The following is a 13,588-nucleotide window of genomic DNA, read 5'->3' as shown; positions in this document are numbered from 1 at the left end:
TTGATCTATGTCACCTCAGGGCCGCGCCTTCAGCCAGTCGACGACCGTCCGGTTGACCTGGTCCTTCGCGTCCCACTGCACGAAGTGGCCGGCCTGGGGGAACATGACGATGGTGGTGTCGGCCTCCACATGGTCCCAGGTGCCGGAGTGGCCGGCGGCGTTGAGGGCGGTGTCCTTCACTCCGTGGATGACCAGCGTCGGGGCCTTCACCTTCTGCTCGGTAGCGACGCCCGCCGGGGCCGCGGCCTGGGCGCCCGTGCCGCTCGGGTAGTTGGCCCGGTAATAGTTCAGCATGGCTCCGAAGTCGGACCGCTTCAGGGCTTCCAGGTAGGGGGCCTTCTCGGCGGGGTCGGTCTGCCAGCCGGCCAGGCCTTCGGCGGTGAGGTTCTTCTCGAAGCCCGGCTGCTGGAAGTTGCGGGCGTACTGGCTGTTCCTCTGCTGGTCGGCGTTGGTCGCCATCTCCCGCCGGAAGTTGGCCGGGTGCGGGACGCTCATGATCACCAGGCGGCGGACCAGGTCCGGCCGGTTCATCGCCACCTGCCAGGCGATCGCCGCGCCCCAGTCGTGGCCGACAACGATGGCGTCCTTCGCCTGCTCCGCGCCGATCACCGCGGCCACGTCGCCCACCAGGTTCGGCATGGCGTAGGCGGCGACGCCCTCCGGCTTGTCCGAGAGGTTGTAGCCGCGCAGGTCCAGCGCCGCGGTGCGGTAGCCGGCCGTGTTGAGCGCCGCCGTCAGCGGCTTCCAGGTGCCGGAATAGTCGGGGAAGCCGTGCAGCAGGACGACCAGCGGCCCCTTGCCGTCGGCCACATAGTGGATCTTCACCGCGCCGTTCTGGGCGTAGCGGTCCTGCGGTTTCGCCTGCGCCGCGCCGGCCAACGCCAGCACAGCCAGGACCGCCATCATGGCGCGGATCATCGGAGCCTCCCTCGTTTGCTTACAGTGTAGGCGAAACCGGTCGGCCGCTAAGTGGTGTGTGCCGCACAGTATGCGCTAGACAGTGTGTGTCGCACAGTATATGACGCACAGCATGAGCACGGAAGACGCCCTTTTCGAGAGCCTTCGCCTGGAGCTGCGCCGGGGGTCCCTGATCCTGGCCGTGCTGGGCCAGCTCCGCGGCGAGCACTACGGCTACACCCTGCGCAAGGCGCTGGGGGAGGCGGGCGTCGAGATCGACGAGGGCGCGCTCTATCCGATGCTCCGGCGCCTGGAGGCGCAGGGGCTGCTCACCAGCGAATGGCGGGAGGAGGAGAAGCGCAACAAGCGCTTCTACCGCCTCTCCGGCGAAGGCCGGGCGGTCCTGGACCGCCTGGTCGCGGAATGGCGGGGGCTGAACGCCGCCGTCGACAGCATCCTGACGGGAGACGCGTGATGAACCTCATGGAGCGTTACCTGGCCGCCGTCGGCCGGGACCTTCCCGAAGCCCAGCGCGCCGACATCGTCGCCGAGCTCCGGGATGAGCTGCTGTCCAAGGTGGAGGAGCGGGAGGCCGAGCTCCGCCGGCCCCTGGAGCGTCGGGAGCTGGAGGCCCTGCTGATCGACTACGGCCACCCGCTGGTGGTCGCCGGCCGCTACCGGAAGATCCAGCACCTCGTGGGGCCGGAGGTCTTCCCGTTCTGGTGGGCGGGGCTCAGGGCCGCGCTGGTCATCGGCGCAGGCGTCTATTTCGTGCTGGCGCTCATCCGGTTCCTGGTCCGCGACGACCTGTCGGGCCTCATCGCCGGCGCCATTCCCGACCTGTGGGAAGGCTTCCTGATCATCTTCGCCATCGCCACCCTCATCGCCGTGGCCGTCGAGCATTCGGGCGGCATGGGCCGCTTCGCCCGCTGGCGGCCGTCCGAGCTTCCGCCGGTGAAGGCCAGGCCCCGCTCGCGGTTCGACACGGTGGTCGAGGTCGGTCTCGGGGTGGTCTTCATCCTCTGGTGGGTCGGCGCGATCCGGTTCCGCGACTTCGCCCCGGGCGAGCTGCAGATGACGCTGGGGATGGCCGCGACCTGGGACGCCTGGCGGATGCCGGTGCTGGCCTATCTGCTCTTCGAACTGGGCGCCAACCTCCTGGCGCTGCTGCGTCCGGCGTGGGTCAGGGCGAACGCGGCGCTCCGGCTGGTCCGCAACGCCGCCGGCGCCGGCCTGCTCTACGGCATCGCCCAGACGGGCCCGTGGATCGTGTTCTCCGACCCGACCCAGCACTCGGTCACCGAGGCGACGCTCAACCGCGGCTTCGGGATCGGCCTGGCGGCCGCCAGCGTGGTGATGGCGCTCATGGCGGCGCACTCGGCCTGGCGGCTGGTGCGGGCGCTGAGTCGCCCCGACGGGGCCGGGACGCCCGCCGCGGCCTAGCTATCCTTAAGGCGGCCGCGCGAGCCCGACGCCCGCGCGGCCGTCCCATTCCCGGATTGGGTCAGTTCTTGCCGTCGGTGGCCTTGCCGACCACCGTGCCGGCCGCGCCGCCGGCCGCCGCGCCCACCGGACCGCCGACCACCGCGCCGGCGATCGCGCCCGTGGCGGCCTTCTGTTCGGTCGTGTGACCACAGGCCGCGAGGGTGACCAGAAGGCCGGCGGCGGCGAGCAGGCTGAACGTCTTGCGCATGGCGTTGTTCTCCAGTTTTGAGATGTCCGCGAGCAAACGAAAGCTGTGTGGCTGAGGTTCCTGCGCCCGTGCAGTTGGCGCGGGTCTTGCGGCGGTTCAGGCTGAATGGTCCATAAAGGGAATTAACCAGGCTCAGCCTTAAATCTGATGCTGCATTGCGGTATGGGCTTGCCAAGCGCCGCTTCCGCCTTCATAAACCCTTCACCATTTGCCGTCGCTTGCCCCCCAGACGTGACCCGGGGCAGGCCAGCCGGCGGAGCGCTTCCAGCAAGAGCAGGGGCGACCGCGGCGACAATTGTTCGGGGGCATGTCGCCCTCGTCGTTCAGGACACGATCCTCTTGAGTATTGGAACGCAGGCCCGCGCCGAATGGCGCGTGCTGATGAGCGCCGCATTGATCGGTTCGGGCGTGGGCCTGGCGCTGGGCGCCGGGTACATGGCCGGGGGCATGGCTGACGCCGCCGCCGACCATGCGCGCGCCGAACGCATCGCCATGGCCACCGCCGGGGCCTTCTCCGAGTCCGTGTTGCATCGCAACGCGGCCGGGATGGACGCCGGGGTGATCGCCGTGGCCCGTAACCATGATCCGCTGGCCGCGCCCGGCCCCGACCGCCAGGTCGAAATGCTGGCCCAGGGCCTCGACGCCAAGTACGCCGACAGCCTCGCGCTGCAGGCCAAGCTGACCGCCGCGGGCGCCCGCCCGCGCTCCGGCCAGGAGGCCATGCGCGAGCTCGAGTGCCTGACCCAGGCGGTCTACTTCGAGGCCCGCGGCGAGACCTCGCGCGGCCAGGCCGCCGTCGCCCAGGTCGTGCTCAACCGCGTGAAGCATCCGGCCTTCCCGAAGACTGTCTGCGGCGTGGTGTTCCAGGGCTCCAACCGCCGCACCGGCTGCCAGTTCAGCTTCGCCTGCGACGGCTCCATGCGCGGCCGCCGCGAGGCGAGCGCCTGGGAGCGGTCGCGCAAGGTCGCCGCGCGCGCCCTGTCCGGCCGCCTGCTGGGCGAGGTCGGCTCGGCGACCCACTTCCACACGACGGCCGTCTCGCCCTACTGGGGCCCGCAGATGCGCCGCGTGGCCCAGGTGGGCATGCACGTTTTCTACAAGTTCCACCCGCGCGGCATGCGGCCGGTTCAGACCGCCCCGGCGATCGCCGACCACGTCATGCTGGCCGCCCACAACGGCCCGGCTGCCGACGAACTTCGCCTGGCCAACGCCGTGGTGGAGACCGCCGCGGACGCTGGCCAGGCCACCGCGCCCGAGGCTCCGCAGCCGGAGGCCAAGCCCGCCGCCCAGCCCACCCAGGTGAGCAAGGCCGCCGACGTGGCGCCCGTCGCCGCCGACGCCTCGGCGACGACCGCGTCCTAGAGCGCGTCAGGCCGCCGAGACCGCGTCAGGCGGTCTCGGCGGCCTTGCGCCGCCCGCCCAGCGCGGCGCCGACCGCACGGCTGAGTTCCGGAAGCTGATAGGGCTTGGCGAGGATCGGGAACTCCTCGCCCATCGCCTCGGCGGCCTGGCTGTAGCCGGTCGCCAGCAGGATCGGCAGGTTCGGGCGCTCGGCCCGCAGGCGTCTGGCGAGCGCCAGTCCGTCCAGGTCGCCGGCCATCACGATGTCGCTGAACACTAGGTCCGGCTCGTCGCCGGCGGCGAGCGCGTCCAGCGCCGCCTCGGCGCTGTTGACCACGCGCGTGCGGTTGCCGAGCTGCTCGAGCAGGCCCGCCACCACCTCGGCGACCTCCGGATTGTCCTCGACCACCAGGATTTCCGCGCCCCGGGGGCCTCGGCCGGCGCCTCGTCCAAAGTGTTCCGCGGCGCGCCCGTGCTGCGCGGCAGATAGAGCGTAATGGTGGCGCCTTCGCCGAGCTGGCTCTCCACGGTCACCCGGCCGCCGGACTGCTGAACGAAACCGTAGACCTGCGAGAGGCCGAGGCCCGTGCCCTTGTCCACGTCCTTGGTCGTGAAGAACGGTTCGAACACCCGCGCCAGGATGTCGGGCGGGATGCCGACGCCGGTGTCGCGCACGCTCAGGGCCACGAAGTCGCCCTCCAGGTCCGGATCGATGTCGCCGGCCTTCAGCGTGCAGTTGCGGGCGCTGACCGACAGCGTGCCGCCGGCCGGCATGGCGTCGCGTGCGTTCACCGCCAGGTTCAGCAGCGCGAGCTCGAGCTCGCTCGGGTCCGCCTCGATCGGCCAGACCTCATCCGGCAGGGCAAGCTGCAGGGCGACGTTGGAGCCAAGGCTGGTGCCGAGCAGCTCCCTCAGGCCCTCCAGCCGGTCGGCGAGCGAGATCGGCATGGGTTGCAGCCGTTGGCGCCGGGCGAAGGAGAGCAGGTGCCGGGTGAGATCCTGGCCGCGCCGCGAGGCGGCCTCGATGGCGTCCAGCGCCCGGAGCGCGCGCGCATCCTCCGCCACGCGCTTGCGCAGGAGCTGCGCCTGGCCGCTCACCACCATCAGGAGGTTGTTGAAGTCGTGGGCCACGCCCCCGGTGAGCTGGCCCATGGCCTCCATCTTCTGGGCCTGGGCGAGCCGCTCGTGCGCGCGCTGCAGCTCCAGCTGGGCGTTGCGCCGCTCGGTGATGTCCCGGGTGATCTTGGCGAAGCCGACGAGGATTCCGCCGTCGTCGCGGATCGCATCGATGACCACGCTCGCCCAGAAGAGGCTGCCGTCCTTGCGCACCCGCCAGCCCTCGGCCTCGTAGCGGCCCCGTGACCGCGCCGTCTCCAGCGCGTGGGTCGGTATGCCCGCGGCCCGGTCGGGGTCGGTGTAGAAACGGGAAAAATGCTGGCCGACGATCTCGGACGCCGCATAGCCCTTGATGTGCTCGGCCCCGGCGTTCCAGTTGGTCACGATGCCGTTGGGGTCCAGCATGTAGAGGGCGTAGTCGACGACGCCGCTGACCAGCAGACGGAACTGCCGCTCGCTGCGCGCCAGCGCCTCCTCGGCGACCCGCTTCTCGGACACGTCGCGGGTGATCTTGGCGAAGCCGATGTGGCGGCCGTCGTCGTCGCGCACGGGGTCGATGACCACGGTGGCCCAGAACCGGGTGCCGTCCTTGCGGATCCGCCAGCCCTCGTCCTCGAAGCGTCCCTCCCGGAGCGCCGTCGTCAGGGCCCGCGCGGGGAGCCCGGCTTCCCGGTCCTCGGGCGTGTAGAAGGTGGAGAAGTGGCGTCCGACGATCTCCTGGGCGGTGTAGCCCTTGATGCGGGACGCGCCGGGGTTCCAGTTGCTCACCGTCCCGTTCACGTCGAGCATGAAGATCGCGTAGTCGACGATCGACTCCACGAGCAGCCTGAATCGCTGGTCTTCCGTGATGGGTGGGACGCTCACGGCGCCGCTATCCGCGGCCATGCGCCGGCGCCGCCCCGTCCGCCCTGAAAAGGCGCAACCAATTGATCAATGGGCTTCCCCGCAGTCCCAGCGACTCTATGTAATGTGCAGCTCTGCCGAAAGGTTCCGTCAACGGCGTGTCCGGCCCCGGTTCATGGCCGTCGTAGATCGGGAGGTGGCGTATGGCGAGCGATAAGCGGCAGCAACTGTCCCAGGATCTCCTGGGCGCGTCCTATGAGACGCTGAGCGACATCCAGCGCAGCGTCATCGACCTCATCGCCACCGAGGCTCCCACGGGGGTCGACCAGCGGCTGCTCCTCGACGATCGCAGGCCCAGTGAGCGGGTTGCGGACAAGGTGGCCGAGGTCGGCGGGTCGTGGGCCTTCATCATCGGTTTCGCGACCGCCCTCCTGCTCTGGATGGGCTGGAACGTGGCGACCAAGGGGTTCGGCCTCGACTTCGACCCCTATCCCTTCATCTTCCTGAACCTGCTGCTCTCGACGCTGGCGGCCGTCCAGGCCCCGATCATCATGATGAGCCAGAACCGCGCCGCCGCCCGCGACCGCGAGGCCGCCGAGCACGACTATCTGGTCAACCTCCGCGCCGAGCTCGAGATCATGCACCTCCACGACAAGATCGACCGGCTGCGCCAGCGCGAGATCCTGCAGATGATCAAGCGCCAGAACGAGACGCTCAGGATCCTGCGGGCCGAGATCAGCGAGGCCTTCAGGCCCGCGCCGCCCGGCGGAGCGCCTGCGGCGGCTGGCCGTAAGCGCGCAGGAAAGCGCGGCGCATCCGCTCCGGATCGCTGAAGCCGGCGGCCTCGGCGACGCGTTCGATCGGCTCGCGCCCGCCCTCGACCCGGGCCCGGGCCGCCTCCAGGCGCAGGCGCTCGACCGCCTTGGCGGGCGTCGCTCCGGTTTCGGCCCGGAAGGCGCGGGCGAAGTTGCGAGGGCTCATCGCCGCCTGCTCGGCCAGCCGCTCCACCGGCAGGGGCTCGTCCAGGCGCTCGCGGATCCAGTCCATCAGTTCGGCGAAGCGGCCGTTCACCCCGCCGGCGTCCAGCAGGGCCGAGAACTGCGACTGCCCGCCGGGCCGGCGCTGGTGTACGACAAGCTGCTGCGCGGTGCGCTTGGCGACGGTGGGGCCGAGGTCGTCCTCGATCAGGGCCAGGGTCAGGTCGATGCCGGCGGTGATGCCTGCGGAGGTCCACACGTCCCCGTCCCGGACGTAAATCCGATCCGCATCCAGCCGGGCCTTCGGATACCGGCGCACGAAGTCGTCCGAGCGCCCCCAGTGGGTGGTGCAGCGGCGGCCGTCGAGCAGGCCCGCCTCGGCGAGGACATAGGCGCCGGAGCAGACGCTGGTCACCCGCCGCACCTCCGGCGCGATCGCCTTCAGCCAGCTGATGATGCGCCCCAGCTCCGGCAGCGACCGGGTGCCGTCGCCGCCGACCACCATCACCGTGTCGAACGGGCTGTCGTCCAGCGGATCGGCGGCGAGCGCGACGCCCGACGAACTCTCGACCTCGCCGCCGCCCGGCGCCACCACCCACAGCTCGTAAGCCCCGGGGCGGAATCGCTCCGCGATTTCGAAGGTCGAGATCGGGCCGGCGGCGTCGAGCAGCTGGAAGCCCGGGAAGATCACCACGGCGATACGCTTGGTCATGGCAGGATCAGAGGGATCATTGTCGTTCAGGCCAGGCCGTAAGCTTGGCAGTATATGTTGGAAACCGCAAGGAGAGACATACATGGCCGCCTTCCACGTCGTCTTCCCGCTCTATCCGGGCGTCACCCATCTCGACTTCACCGGCCCGCATCAGGTGCTGAGCCGCCTGCCGGGCGCGCAGGTGCATGTCGCCTCCATGGGCGGGCAGGACATCGAGGCCGAGGGCCTGGTGTTCACCCGGCTGGAGGACCTGACCCAGGTCGGGCGCTGCGACCTGATCTGCGTGCCGGGCGGCTTCGGCACGACCGACGCCATGCTCGACGAGGCCTTCGTCGCCGAGATCCGCCGCCTGGCGTCGGGCGCGAAATACGTCACCTCGGTCTGCACCGGCTCGCTGCTGCTGGCCGCCGCCGGCCTGCTGCAGGGCCGCCGGGCGGCGACCCACTGGGCGTGGCGCGAACTGCTGCATCCGTTCGGCGTGACCGTGGACGAAGGCCGCGTGGTCCGCTGCGGCAATGTCTTCACCGGCGGCGGCGTCACCGCCGGCATCGACCTCGCCTTCACCATCGTCGCCGAGATCGCCGGCCAGGAGTTCGCCCAGGCGCTGCAGCTCGGTCTCGAGTATGCGCCCGAGCCGCCGTTCCAGAGCGGCCGGCCGGAGATCGCGCCGGAGGCGGTGCTCGACAGCGTGCTCGAGCGCCTCGGCCCCCTTCGCCAAGGGCCGGATGGCCGCCGCCGAGCAGGCCGCGGCCCGCCTGCGCCAGACGGCTTAATTCTACCTCCCCCACGAAGTGGCGGGAGGGGGCGACCCGGCTACTTCCTCGGCGCGTAGGCGATCATCTGGATCTCGACCACGCCGTTGTCGGTGAGCAGGCCGCTGGTCCCGACCGCCGTCCAGGCGGGGTAGGGCTCGCTCATGAACTCGTCCTTCACGGCGCTGAAGGCCGCGAACTGCTCGTCGCGCGTTCCGGTGAAGCCCGGGCCGTTCCAGACGTGGAAGGTGTTGATCATCACCACGTCGGCGAAACCCGCGCCGCCGGCCTCCAGCGTCCGCTTCAGGTGGGCGAAGGCCCGGCGCGTCTGGGCCTTGAACGCCTCGGCGTCGCGCTTCTCGTCCGGGGCCGGGCCGGCGATGACGCCGGAGATGTAGAGCCAGTCGCCGGCCCGGCGGGCGGGCGAATAGTGGAATTCCGTCACCGCCCGCTCGGCGCCGGCGGTCGGCACGATCACCGAGCCGCCGGGGGCGGGCGCCACCTTCGGATAGGCGGGCGCCGCCGGCTGCGCGGCGCAGGGCAGGGCGAGGACGGCGCAGAGCGCGGCAAGGCGGAGCTTCATGCGGTCCGCCTACGCCAATCCAGTCGAGCTTGCATGCACCCTGCGACGAACCTGCCGTGCGGCGCGCTGAATACACGAACGGCCAGGGCGAACCCTGGCCGCTGCGCGAAGCGTGGTGAGTCCTGGGCGGGCTCCTGCGCTTCTGAACCAATCAGTGCCGGCGCGGCTGCTCGCCGTCGTGCTTGCGGCGTTCCTCCGAGCTCTGCTGGGTGTCGCGCTTGCCCTCCGCGTCGTGGGCGTGGTGGCGGTCGCGTTCGCCGCCGCCGCCGGAGACGCCGCTGAACGGCGTGTTGGTGGGTTCGCCCGGGGCTCGCGGGTCACGCTTGGCGGGCTGGGTCTCGGTGCGGTCCTCGTGGCTCGCGCCCGGGCCGCCCCAGCGTTCGGTGTTATCGTGCTTGTCGGGCATGGCTCAGCGGTCCTGGACGCGGCGCTGGACGTCGTCGACGTTCTGCTTGCGGTTGCCGAACCGGCCCTGCTCGTCGAGGTTCACGTCGCCGTCGCCGGGCTCGTTGGACTGCAGGCCGGTCTTGGAGTCGCGGCGGCCGATGCCGTCGTCATGGCCGGGACGCTGTTCCGGCGGGATGGGGGGCTGACCTGAGGCCATCTGGGTCTCCTTCTCCGTAGGGAAGGTGAACCCGGCCCGCCGAGCCCGGTTCCTACGGCTCAGATCGCGTCCAGGCCGATGTCCAGGACCCCGACCGAGTGGGTCAGGGCCCACGCTGATCACGTCGACGCCGGTTTCGGCGATGGCGCGCACGGTCTGCAGGTTCACCCCGCCCGAGGCTTCCACCGGGATCCGGCCGCCCACTCGGCGCACGGCCTCGGCCAAGTCGTCCAGGCTGAAGTTGTCCAGCATGATCACGTCGGGACCGGCCGGCAGGGCCTCGTCGAGCTGGGCGAGCGTGTCGACCTCCACCTCGACCTTCATCAGGTGGCCGGCGAAGGCCTTGGCCCGACGGACCGCCTCGCCCACCGAGCCGCAGGCGGCCACGTGGTTGTCCTTGATGAGGATGGCGTCATCGAGCCCGAAGCGGTGGTTCACCCCGCCGCCGCAGCGCACGGCGTACTTCTCCAGCGCGCGGAGGCCCGGCGTGGTCTTCCGCGTGTCGACGATGCGGGCCTTCGTCCCCGCCACCGCGTCCACATAGGCACGCGTCAGGGTGGCGACGCCCGACAGGCGGCCCAGCAGGTTCAGCCCCGTCCGTTCCGCCGAGAGCAGCGCCCGCGCATTGGCCTCGACGCGGGCCAGCACCGCGCCGGCGGCGACGCTGTCGCCGTCCGCCACCACCGCCTCGAAGCGGGCGTCCGGGTCGAGCTCGGCGATCGCGATGCGGGCGCAGGCGAGGCCCGCGATCACCCCGGGCTTCCGCGCCGCGAAGACCGCGGTCAGCCGCGCGTCCGCCGGGATGCAGGCCTGGGCGGTGACGTCGCCGGCGCGGCCGAGATCCTCCGCCAGCGCGCCCTTCACGACGGGGGCGATCAGCAGGTCGGGCAGGGGCGGGATCATTCGGCGGCGTACCTCAGGTTCGGCCGCACGTCGGCCAGGGTGACGAAGGTCCGCTCGGCCGTCTCGGCCGGGACGGCGTCGGCGCGGAAGTGGCCGCCGCGGCTCTCGGTGCGGGCCAGCGCCGCGTGGGCGGTCAGGCGCGCGGCGATCAGCGCGGCGCTGGCGCCATGCTCGGCCTCCAGGGCGTCGATCAGGGCCAGCAGCCGGCCAAGCCCGTCGGCGTCGCGGACCACGCCCGCGTCGCGGCTCATCGCCTGGCGCAGCGTCTGCAGCGCGGCGTGCGGCAGGATCGGCGGGACCTCGCCCCGGAGCGGCGCGGGCGGCAGGACCGCCTCGTACCGGGCGGCGCGGCCCGCGCGGGCGCCGAACACCGCGGCTTCCAGCAGCGAGTTGGACGCCAGCCGGTTCGCTCCGTGGACGCCCGTCGAGGCGCACTCGCCGGCGGCGTAGAGGCCGGCCAGGGGACGTGCGGCCCTGGGCGTCCGTGGCGATGCCGCCCATGTGGTAGTGGCAGGCCGGCGCCACCGGGATCAGCGCCCGGCGCGGATCGACCCCGCCGCCCAGGCAGGCGGCGAACACCGCCGGGAACTCGTCCGGGAAGTGTGCGCCCACCGCCTCGCGGGCGTCGAGGAAGGCGCCGCGGCCGGCCTCGCGCTCGGCGTGGATGGCGCGGGCCACCACGTCGCGCGGCGCGAGCTCGGCGTCGGGGTGGTAGCGGGCCATGAACCGCTCGCCGTCACGGTTGACCAGCACCGCGCCCTCGCCGCGCAGGGCCTCGGTGGCCAGCGGCGCGGGATCGCGGCCGATGTCGATGGCGGTCGGGTGGAACTGCACGAACTCCGGGTCGGCGATGGTCGCGCCGGCCAGCGCCGCCAGCCCCAGGCCGTCGCCCACCAGCTCCGCCGGCGTCGTGGTGACGGCGTAGAGCCCGCCGATGCCGCCGGTGGCCAGGATCACCGCGCGCGCCGTGATCTCCACGAGCGCGCCGTCCTGTTCCACCACGACGCCGCGCACCCGGCGTTCGGCGTCCTGCAGCAGGCCGCGCAGCGTCGCACCGGTGCGGACCTCGACGTGGCGCGCGGCGAGCACCGCCACGGTCACCGCCTCCATGATCGCCCGGCCGGCCTGATCGCCCTTCACGCGGGCGACGCGGGCCTTCGAGTGGGCGGCCTCCAGGCTCTGGGCGAAGGCGCCGTCGGCCTTGCGATCGAACGGCGCGCCGAGCGCCGCCAGCGTGCGGACGGCGGCCGGGCCCTCCTCGGCCAGCAGCCGGGCCATGTCCGGATCGACCAGGCCCGCGCCCGCCATCACCGTGTCGGCGGCGTGCAGCTCGGGGGTGTCGTCGGCGGCCAGCGCCGCGGCCATGCCGCCCTGCGCCCAGGCCGACGAGCAGCCGTGGTTCAGGGGCGCGCCGGTGATGAGCAGGACCTTGGCCGGCGCCGCGCTCAAGGCCGCGGTCAGGCCCGCCAGGCCCGCGCCCACCACGACGACGCCGTCGTGGACGAGGCGCTTCATCAGATCAGCTCCACGTCGACGTGGTGGCGGGCCTTCACGAGGTCGTAGCGGGCCGGGACCGCCGGGGGCGGCAGGTCGACCATCCGCTGCACCGCGAGCCGCGCGCGCTCGGCGATGGCGGGATCCACCGTCACCTCGTAGCGGTCGTGCAGCAGCGCCTCGTGGATGTTCTCCAGGCTGATCCGCTTCATGTGAGGGCACAGGTTGCAGGGCCGCACGAACTCCGTGCCGACCGCGTCCGCGGCGACATTGTCGGCCATGGAGCACTCGGTGATCAGCACCACCCGCTTCGGGCGCCTCTGGATCACATAGTCGTTCATGGCCGCCGTCGAGCCAGCGAAGTCCGAGACCTCCAGCACCTCGGCCGGGCATTCCGGGTGCGCCAGCACCTCGGCGCCGGGGTAGGCGGCCTTGATCTCCAGGATGTCCTCGGCCGTGAAGCGCTCGTGCACCTCGCAGCGGCCCTTCCAGGCGATGATCCCGATGTGGGTCTGGCGGGCGACGTTGCGGGCCAGGAATTCGTCCGGGATCAGGATCACCCGGTCGACGCCCCACAGGCGCGCGGCCTCCTCGACCACCTGCACGGCGTTGGCGCTGGTGCAGCAGATGTCGGTCTCCGCCTTCACGTCGGCGGTGGTGTTCACATAGGTGACCACCGGCAGGCCCGGGTAGCGCTGCTTGATCAGGCGCACGTCGGCGCCGGTGATCGAGCTCGCCAGCGAGCAGCCGGCCCGCAGGTCGGGGATCAGCACCCGCTTCTCCGGCGAGAGAATCTTCGAGGTCTCGGCCATGAAGTGCACGCCGGCCTGGACGATGACCTTGGCGTCCGAGCGCGCGGCCTCCTTCGCCAGGGCCAGGCTGTCGCCCACGAAGTCGCCCACGCCGTGGAAGATCTCCGGCGTCATGTAGTTGTGGGCCAGGATGACGGCGTCCTTCTCCCGCTTCAGCCGGTTGATCTCGGCGATCAGCGGGGCGTGCAGGCGCCACTCCATGGGCGTGACGTGCCCTTTCACCTTCTCCCATGCGGGCTGGGTGAGGGCCTCCACTTCAGGCGTGAAGTCGAGGGTGAAGCCGTCGGCCGCCATCAGAACCTCCCTTATGCTCCAATTGAGCATATGTAGGGTCCAAAAACACGCCTCGGGCTTCGGGCCTCCGGCGTCACTTTTGCTCAGATCGAGCAAAACTGGTCCAAATATAACCCGCGGAAGCGGCTGCGCAAGGCCGTTTCCCTGAACGCGGTTCGATTTTCCCTGAGGGCGGGTGGCGCCGCGGACCGCGCCCCCTAAGTACCCGGGCCGCCCGGGTGGCCCACCTTTCGCCGAATTAAGGACCCATCCGCCTGATTTCCTGCGACAACCCCGCCGCAGAACGAGAGCCCAGACCCCTGACCTCCGCCTCCGCCTTCCTTCGCTGCGCCGTCCCGCCGGCGGCCGCCGCGCTCCTGGCGCTCGGCGCCTGCGCGCCTGAGCCGAAGGTGACGCACGAGCAGAAGGCCTGGGCGGCGGCCGGCATGTCGCCCGAGGCGCTGAAGCTGCTGACCAACAGCATGGCGCCGTCGAGCCGGACGCTGGCGCTCCGCCACGATCCCTTCCTGCGCCAGGCCGACGGCTGGAACCGCCCCGAGGGGTGGGAGAGCCTCGACCTCCGCAAGG

Annotated in this window: 14 protein-coding genes and 2 pseudogenes; 5 read left to right on the top strand and 11 right to left on the bottom strand. The window is 71.6% G+C overall.

Going from position 1 to position 13,588, the window contains the following annotated elements; translation table 11 throughout:
- Positions 1 to 15 precede the first annotated feature (15 nt).
- Positions 16 to 918: an alpha/beta fold hydrolase gene (locus LRS04_RS00795; protein WP_257814717.1), complete on the bottom strand. Its 903-nt coding sequence runs from the start codon at positions 916 to 918 to the stop codon at positions 16 to 18.
- 112 nt (positions 919 to 1,030) lie between these two features.
- Here LRS04_RS00795 and LRS04_RS00790 point away from each other — a divergent pair, with 112 nt between their 5' ends.
- Both LRS04_RS00790 and LRS04_RS00785 read left to right on the top strand, forming a co-directional pair.
- On the top strand, positions 1,031 to 1,372 hold the full coding sequence (locus LRS04_RS00790; protein WP_257814716.1) for a PadR family transcriptional regulator: 342 nt from the start codon (positions 1,031 to 1,033) through the stop codon (positions 1,370 to 1,372).
- Positions 1,372 to 2,340 (top strand): hypothetical protein, encoded by a 969-nt coding sequence (locus LRS04_RS00785; RefSeq protein WP_257814715.1) that lies wholly within the window; start codon positions 1,372 to 1,374, stop codon positions 2,338 to 2,340. The genes LRS04_RS00790 and LRS04_RS00785 overlap by 1 nt, the downstream gene beginning before the upstream one ends.
- A 61-nt stretch (positions 2,341 to 2,401) precedes the next feature.
- On the opposite strand, the gene LRS04_RS00780 is transcribed toward LRS04_RS00785, so the two are convergent.
- A complete protein-coding gene (locus LRS04_RS00780; protein ID WP_257814714.1) occupies positions 2,402 to 2,590 on the bottom strand; it encodes a hypothetical protein in 189 nt (62 codons plus the stop codon).
- A 339-nt stretch (positions 2,591 to 2,929) separates the two neighbouring features.
- On the opposite strand from LRS04_RS00780, the gene LRS04_RS00775 reads away from it, so the two are divergent.
- Complete coding sequence (locus LRS04_RS00775; RefSeq protein ID WP_257814713.1) at positions 2,930 to 3,952, top strand: cell wall hydrolase; 1,023 nt, start codon at positions 2,930 to 2,932, stop codon at positions 3,950 to 3,952.
- 25 nt (positions 3,953 to 3,977) lie between these two features.
- On the opposite strand, the gene LRS04_RS00770 is transcribed toward LRS04_RS00775, so the two are convergent.
- A complete protein-coding gene (locus tag LRS04_RS00770) occupies positions 3,978 to 4,307 on the bottom strand; it encodes a response regulator (RefSeq protein ID WP_257814712.1) in 330 nt (109 codons plus the stop codon).
- Complete coding sequence (locus LRS04_RS00765; protein ID WP_257814711.1) at positions 4,208 to 5,911, bottom strand: PAS domain-containing sensor histidine kinase; 1,704 nt, start codon at positions 5,909 to 5,911, stop codon at positions 4,208 to 4,210. Before LRS04_RS00765 ends, LRS04_RS00770 begins: the two co-directional genes overlap by 100 nt.
- 182 nt (positions 5,912 to 6,093) lie before the next feature.
- Here LRS04_RS00765 and LRS04_RS00760 point away from each other — a divergent pair, with 182 nt between their 5' ends.
- On the top strand, positions 6,094 to 6,723 hold the full coding sequence (locus tag LRS04_RS00760; RefSeq protein WP_257814710.1) for a DUF1003 domain-containing protein: 630 nt from the start codon (positions 6,094 to 6,096) through the stop codon (positions 6,721 to 6,723).
- On the opposite strand, the gene LRS04_RS00755 is transcribed toward LRS04_RS00760, so the two are convergent.
- Positions 6,638 to 7,579, bottom strand: a complete 942-nt coding sequence (locus tag LRS04_RS00755; RefSeq protein ID WP_257814709.1) for a GlxA family transcriptional regulator — start codon at positions 7,577 to 7,579, stop codon at positions 6,638 to 6,640. The genes LRS04_RS00760 and LRS04_RS00755 overlap by 86 nt on opposite strands.
- An 82-nt stretch (positions 7,580 to 7,661) precedes the next feature.
- Between LRS04_RS00755 and LRS04_RS00750 the strand changes: the two genes are divergently transcribed.
- Entirely contained in the window at positions 7,662 to 8,411 is a 750-nt protein-coding gene (locus tag LRS04_RS00750) for a DJ-1/PfpI family protein (RefSeq protein ID WP_257814708.1), read from the top strand.
- Here LRS04_RS00750 and LRS04_RS00745 read toward each other — a convergent pair.
- The 6 genes and pseudogenes from LRS04_RS00745 to nadA all read right to left on the bottom strand — a co-directional run bounded on the left by LRS04_RS00745 (position 8,393) and on the right by nadA (position 13,051).
- Positions 8,393 to 8,914, bottom strand: a complete 522-nt coding sequence (locus LRS04_RS00745) for a RidA family protein (RefSeq protein ID WP_257814707.1) — start codon at positions 8,912 to 8,914, stop codon at positions 8,393 to 8,395. The genes LRS04_RS00750 and LRS04_RS00745 overlap by 19 nt on opposite strands.
- 151 nt (positions 8,915 to 9,065) lie before the next feature.
- Positions 9,066 to 9,320: a hypothetical protein gene (locus tag LRS04_RS00740; RefSeq protein WP_257814706.1), complete on the bottom strand. Its 255-nt coding sequence runs from the start codon at positions 9,318 to 9,320 to the stop codon at positions 9,066 to 9,068.
- Positions 9,321 to 9,323: 3 nt separating this feature from the next.
- Complete coding sequence (locus tag LRS04_RS00735; RefSeq protein WP_257814705.1) at positions 9,324 to 9,518, bottom strand: hypothetical protein; 195 nt, start codon at positions 9,516 to 9,518, stop codon at positions 9,324 to 9,326.
- 59 nt (positions 9,519 to 9,577) lie between these two features.
- Positions 9,578 to 10,421 (bottom strand): annotated as a pseudogene (gene nadC, locus LRS04_RS00730) (carboxylating nicotinate-nucleotide diphosphorylase).
- Positions 10,418 to 11,936: pseudogene (locus tag LRS04_RS00725) on the bottom strand (L-aspartate oxidase). The pseudogenes nadC and LRS04_RS00725 overlap by 4 nt, the downstream one beginning before the upstream one ends.
- Complete coding sequence (nadA, locus tag LRS04_RS00720; protein ID WP_257814704.1) at positions 11,936 to 13,051, bottom strand: quinolinate synthase NadA; 1,116 nt, start codon at positions 13,049 to 13,051, stop codon at positions 11,936 to 11,938. The pseudogene LRS04_RS00725 and the gene nadA overlap by 1 nt, the downstream one beginning before the upstream one ends.
- Between the last annotated feature and the right edge of the window lie 537 nt (positions 13,052 to 13,588).

The sequence above is a fragment of the Phenylobacterium sp. J367 genome, from assembly GCF_024699985.1.
Classification (GTDB): domain Bacteria; phylum Pseudomonadota; class Alphaproteobacteria; order Caulobacterales; family Caulobacteraceae; genus Phenylobacterium.
This window is presented reverse-complemented; position numbering and strand designations above follow the sequence as displayed.

Bases quoted from the DNA above. Each gene is read 5' to 3' on its own strand.
- LRS04_RS00750 (WP_257814708.1), top strand. From the start codon at position 7,662: ATGGCCGCCTTCCACGTCGTCTTCCCGCTCTATCCGGGCGTCACCCAT.
- LRS04_RS00795 (WP_257814717.1), bottom strand. From the start codon at position 918: ATGATCCGCGCCATGATGGCGGTCCTGGCTGTGCTGGCGTTGGCCGGC.
- LRS04_RS00760 (WP_257814710.1), top strand. From the start codon at position 6,094: ATGGCGAGCGATAAGCGGCAGCAACTGTCCCAGGATCTCCTGGGCGCG.
- LRS04_RS00785 (WP_257814715.1), top strand. From the start codon at position 1,372: ATGAACCTCATGGAGCGTTACCTGGCCGCCGTCGGCCGGGACCTTCCC.
- LRS04_RS00755 (WP_257814709.1), bottom strand. From the start codon at position 7,579: ATGACCAAGCGTATCGCCGTGGTGATCTTCCCGGGCTTCCAGCTGCTC.
- LRS04_RS00735 (WP_257814705.1), bottom strand. From the start codon at position 9,518: ATGGCCTCAGGTCAGCCCCCCATCCCGCCGGAACAGCGTCCCGGCCAT.
- LRS04_RS00740 (WP_257814706.1), bottom strand. From the start codon at position 9,320: ATGCCCGACAAGCACGATAACACCGAACGCTGGGGCGGCCCGGGCGCG.
- nadA (WP_257814704.1), bottom strand. From the start codon at position 13,051: ATGCTCAATTGGAGCATAAGGGAGGTTCTGATGGCGGCCGACGGCTTC.
- LRS04_RS00745 (WP_257814707.1), bottom strand. From the start codon at position 8,914: ATGAAGCTCCGCCTTGCCGCGCTCTGCGCCGTCCTCGCCCTGCCCTGC.
- LRS04_RS00780 (WP_257814714.1), bottom strand. From the start codon at position 2,590: ATGCGCAAGACGTTCAGCCTGCTCGCCGCCGCCGGCCTTCTGGTCACC.
- LRS04_RS00790 (WP_257814716.1), top strand. From the start codon at position 1,031: ATGAGCACGGAAGACGCCCTTTTCGAGAGCCTTCGCCTGGAGCTGCGC.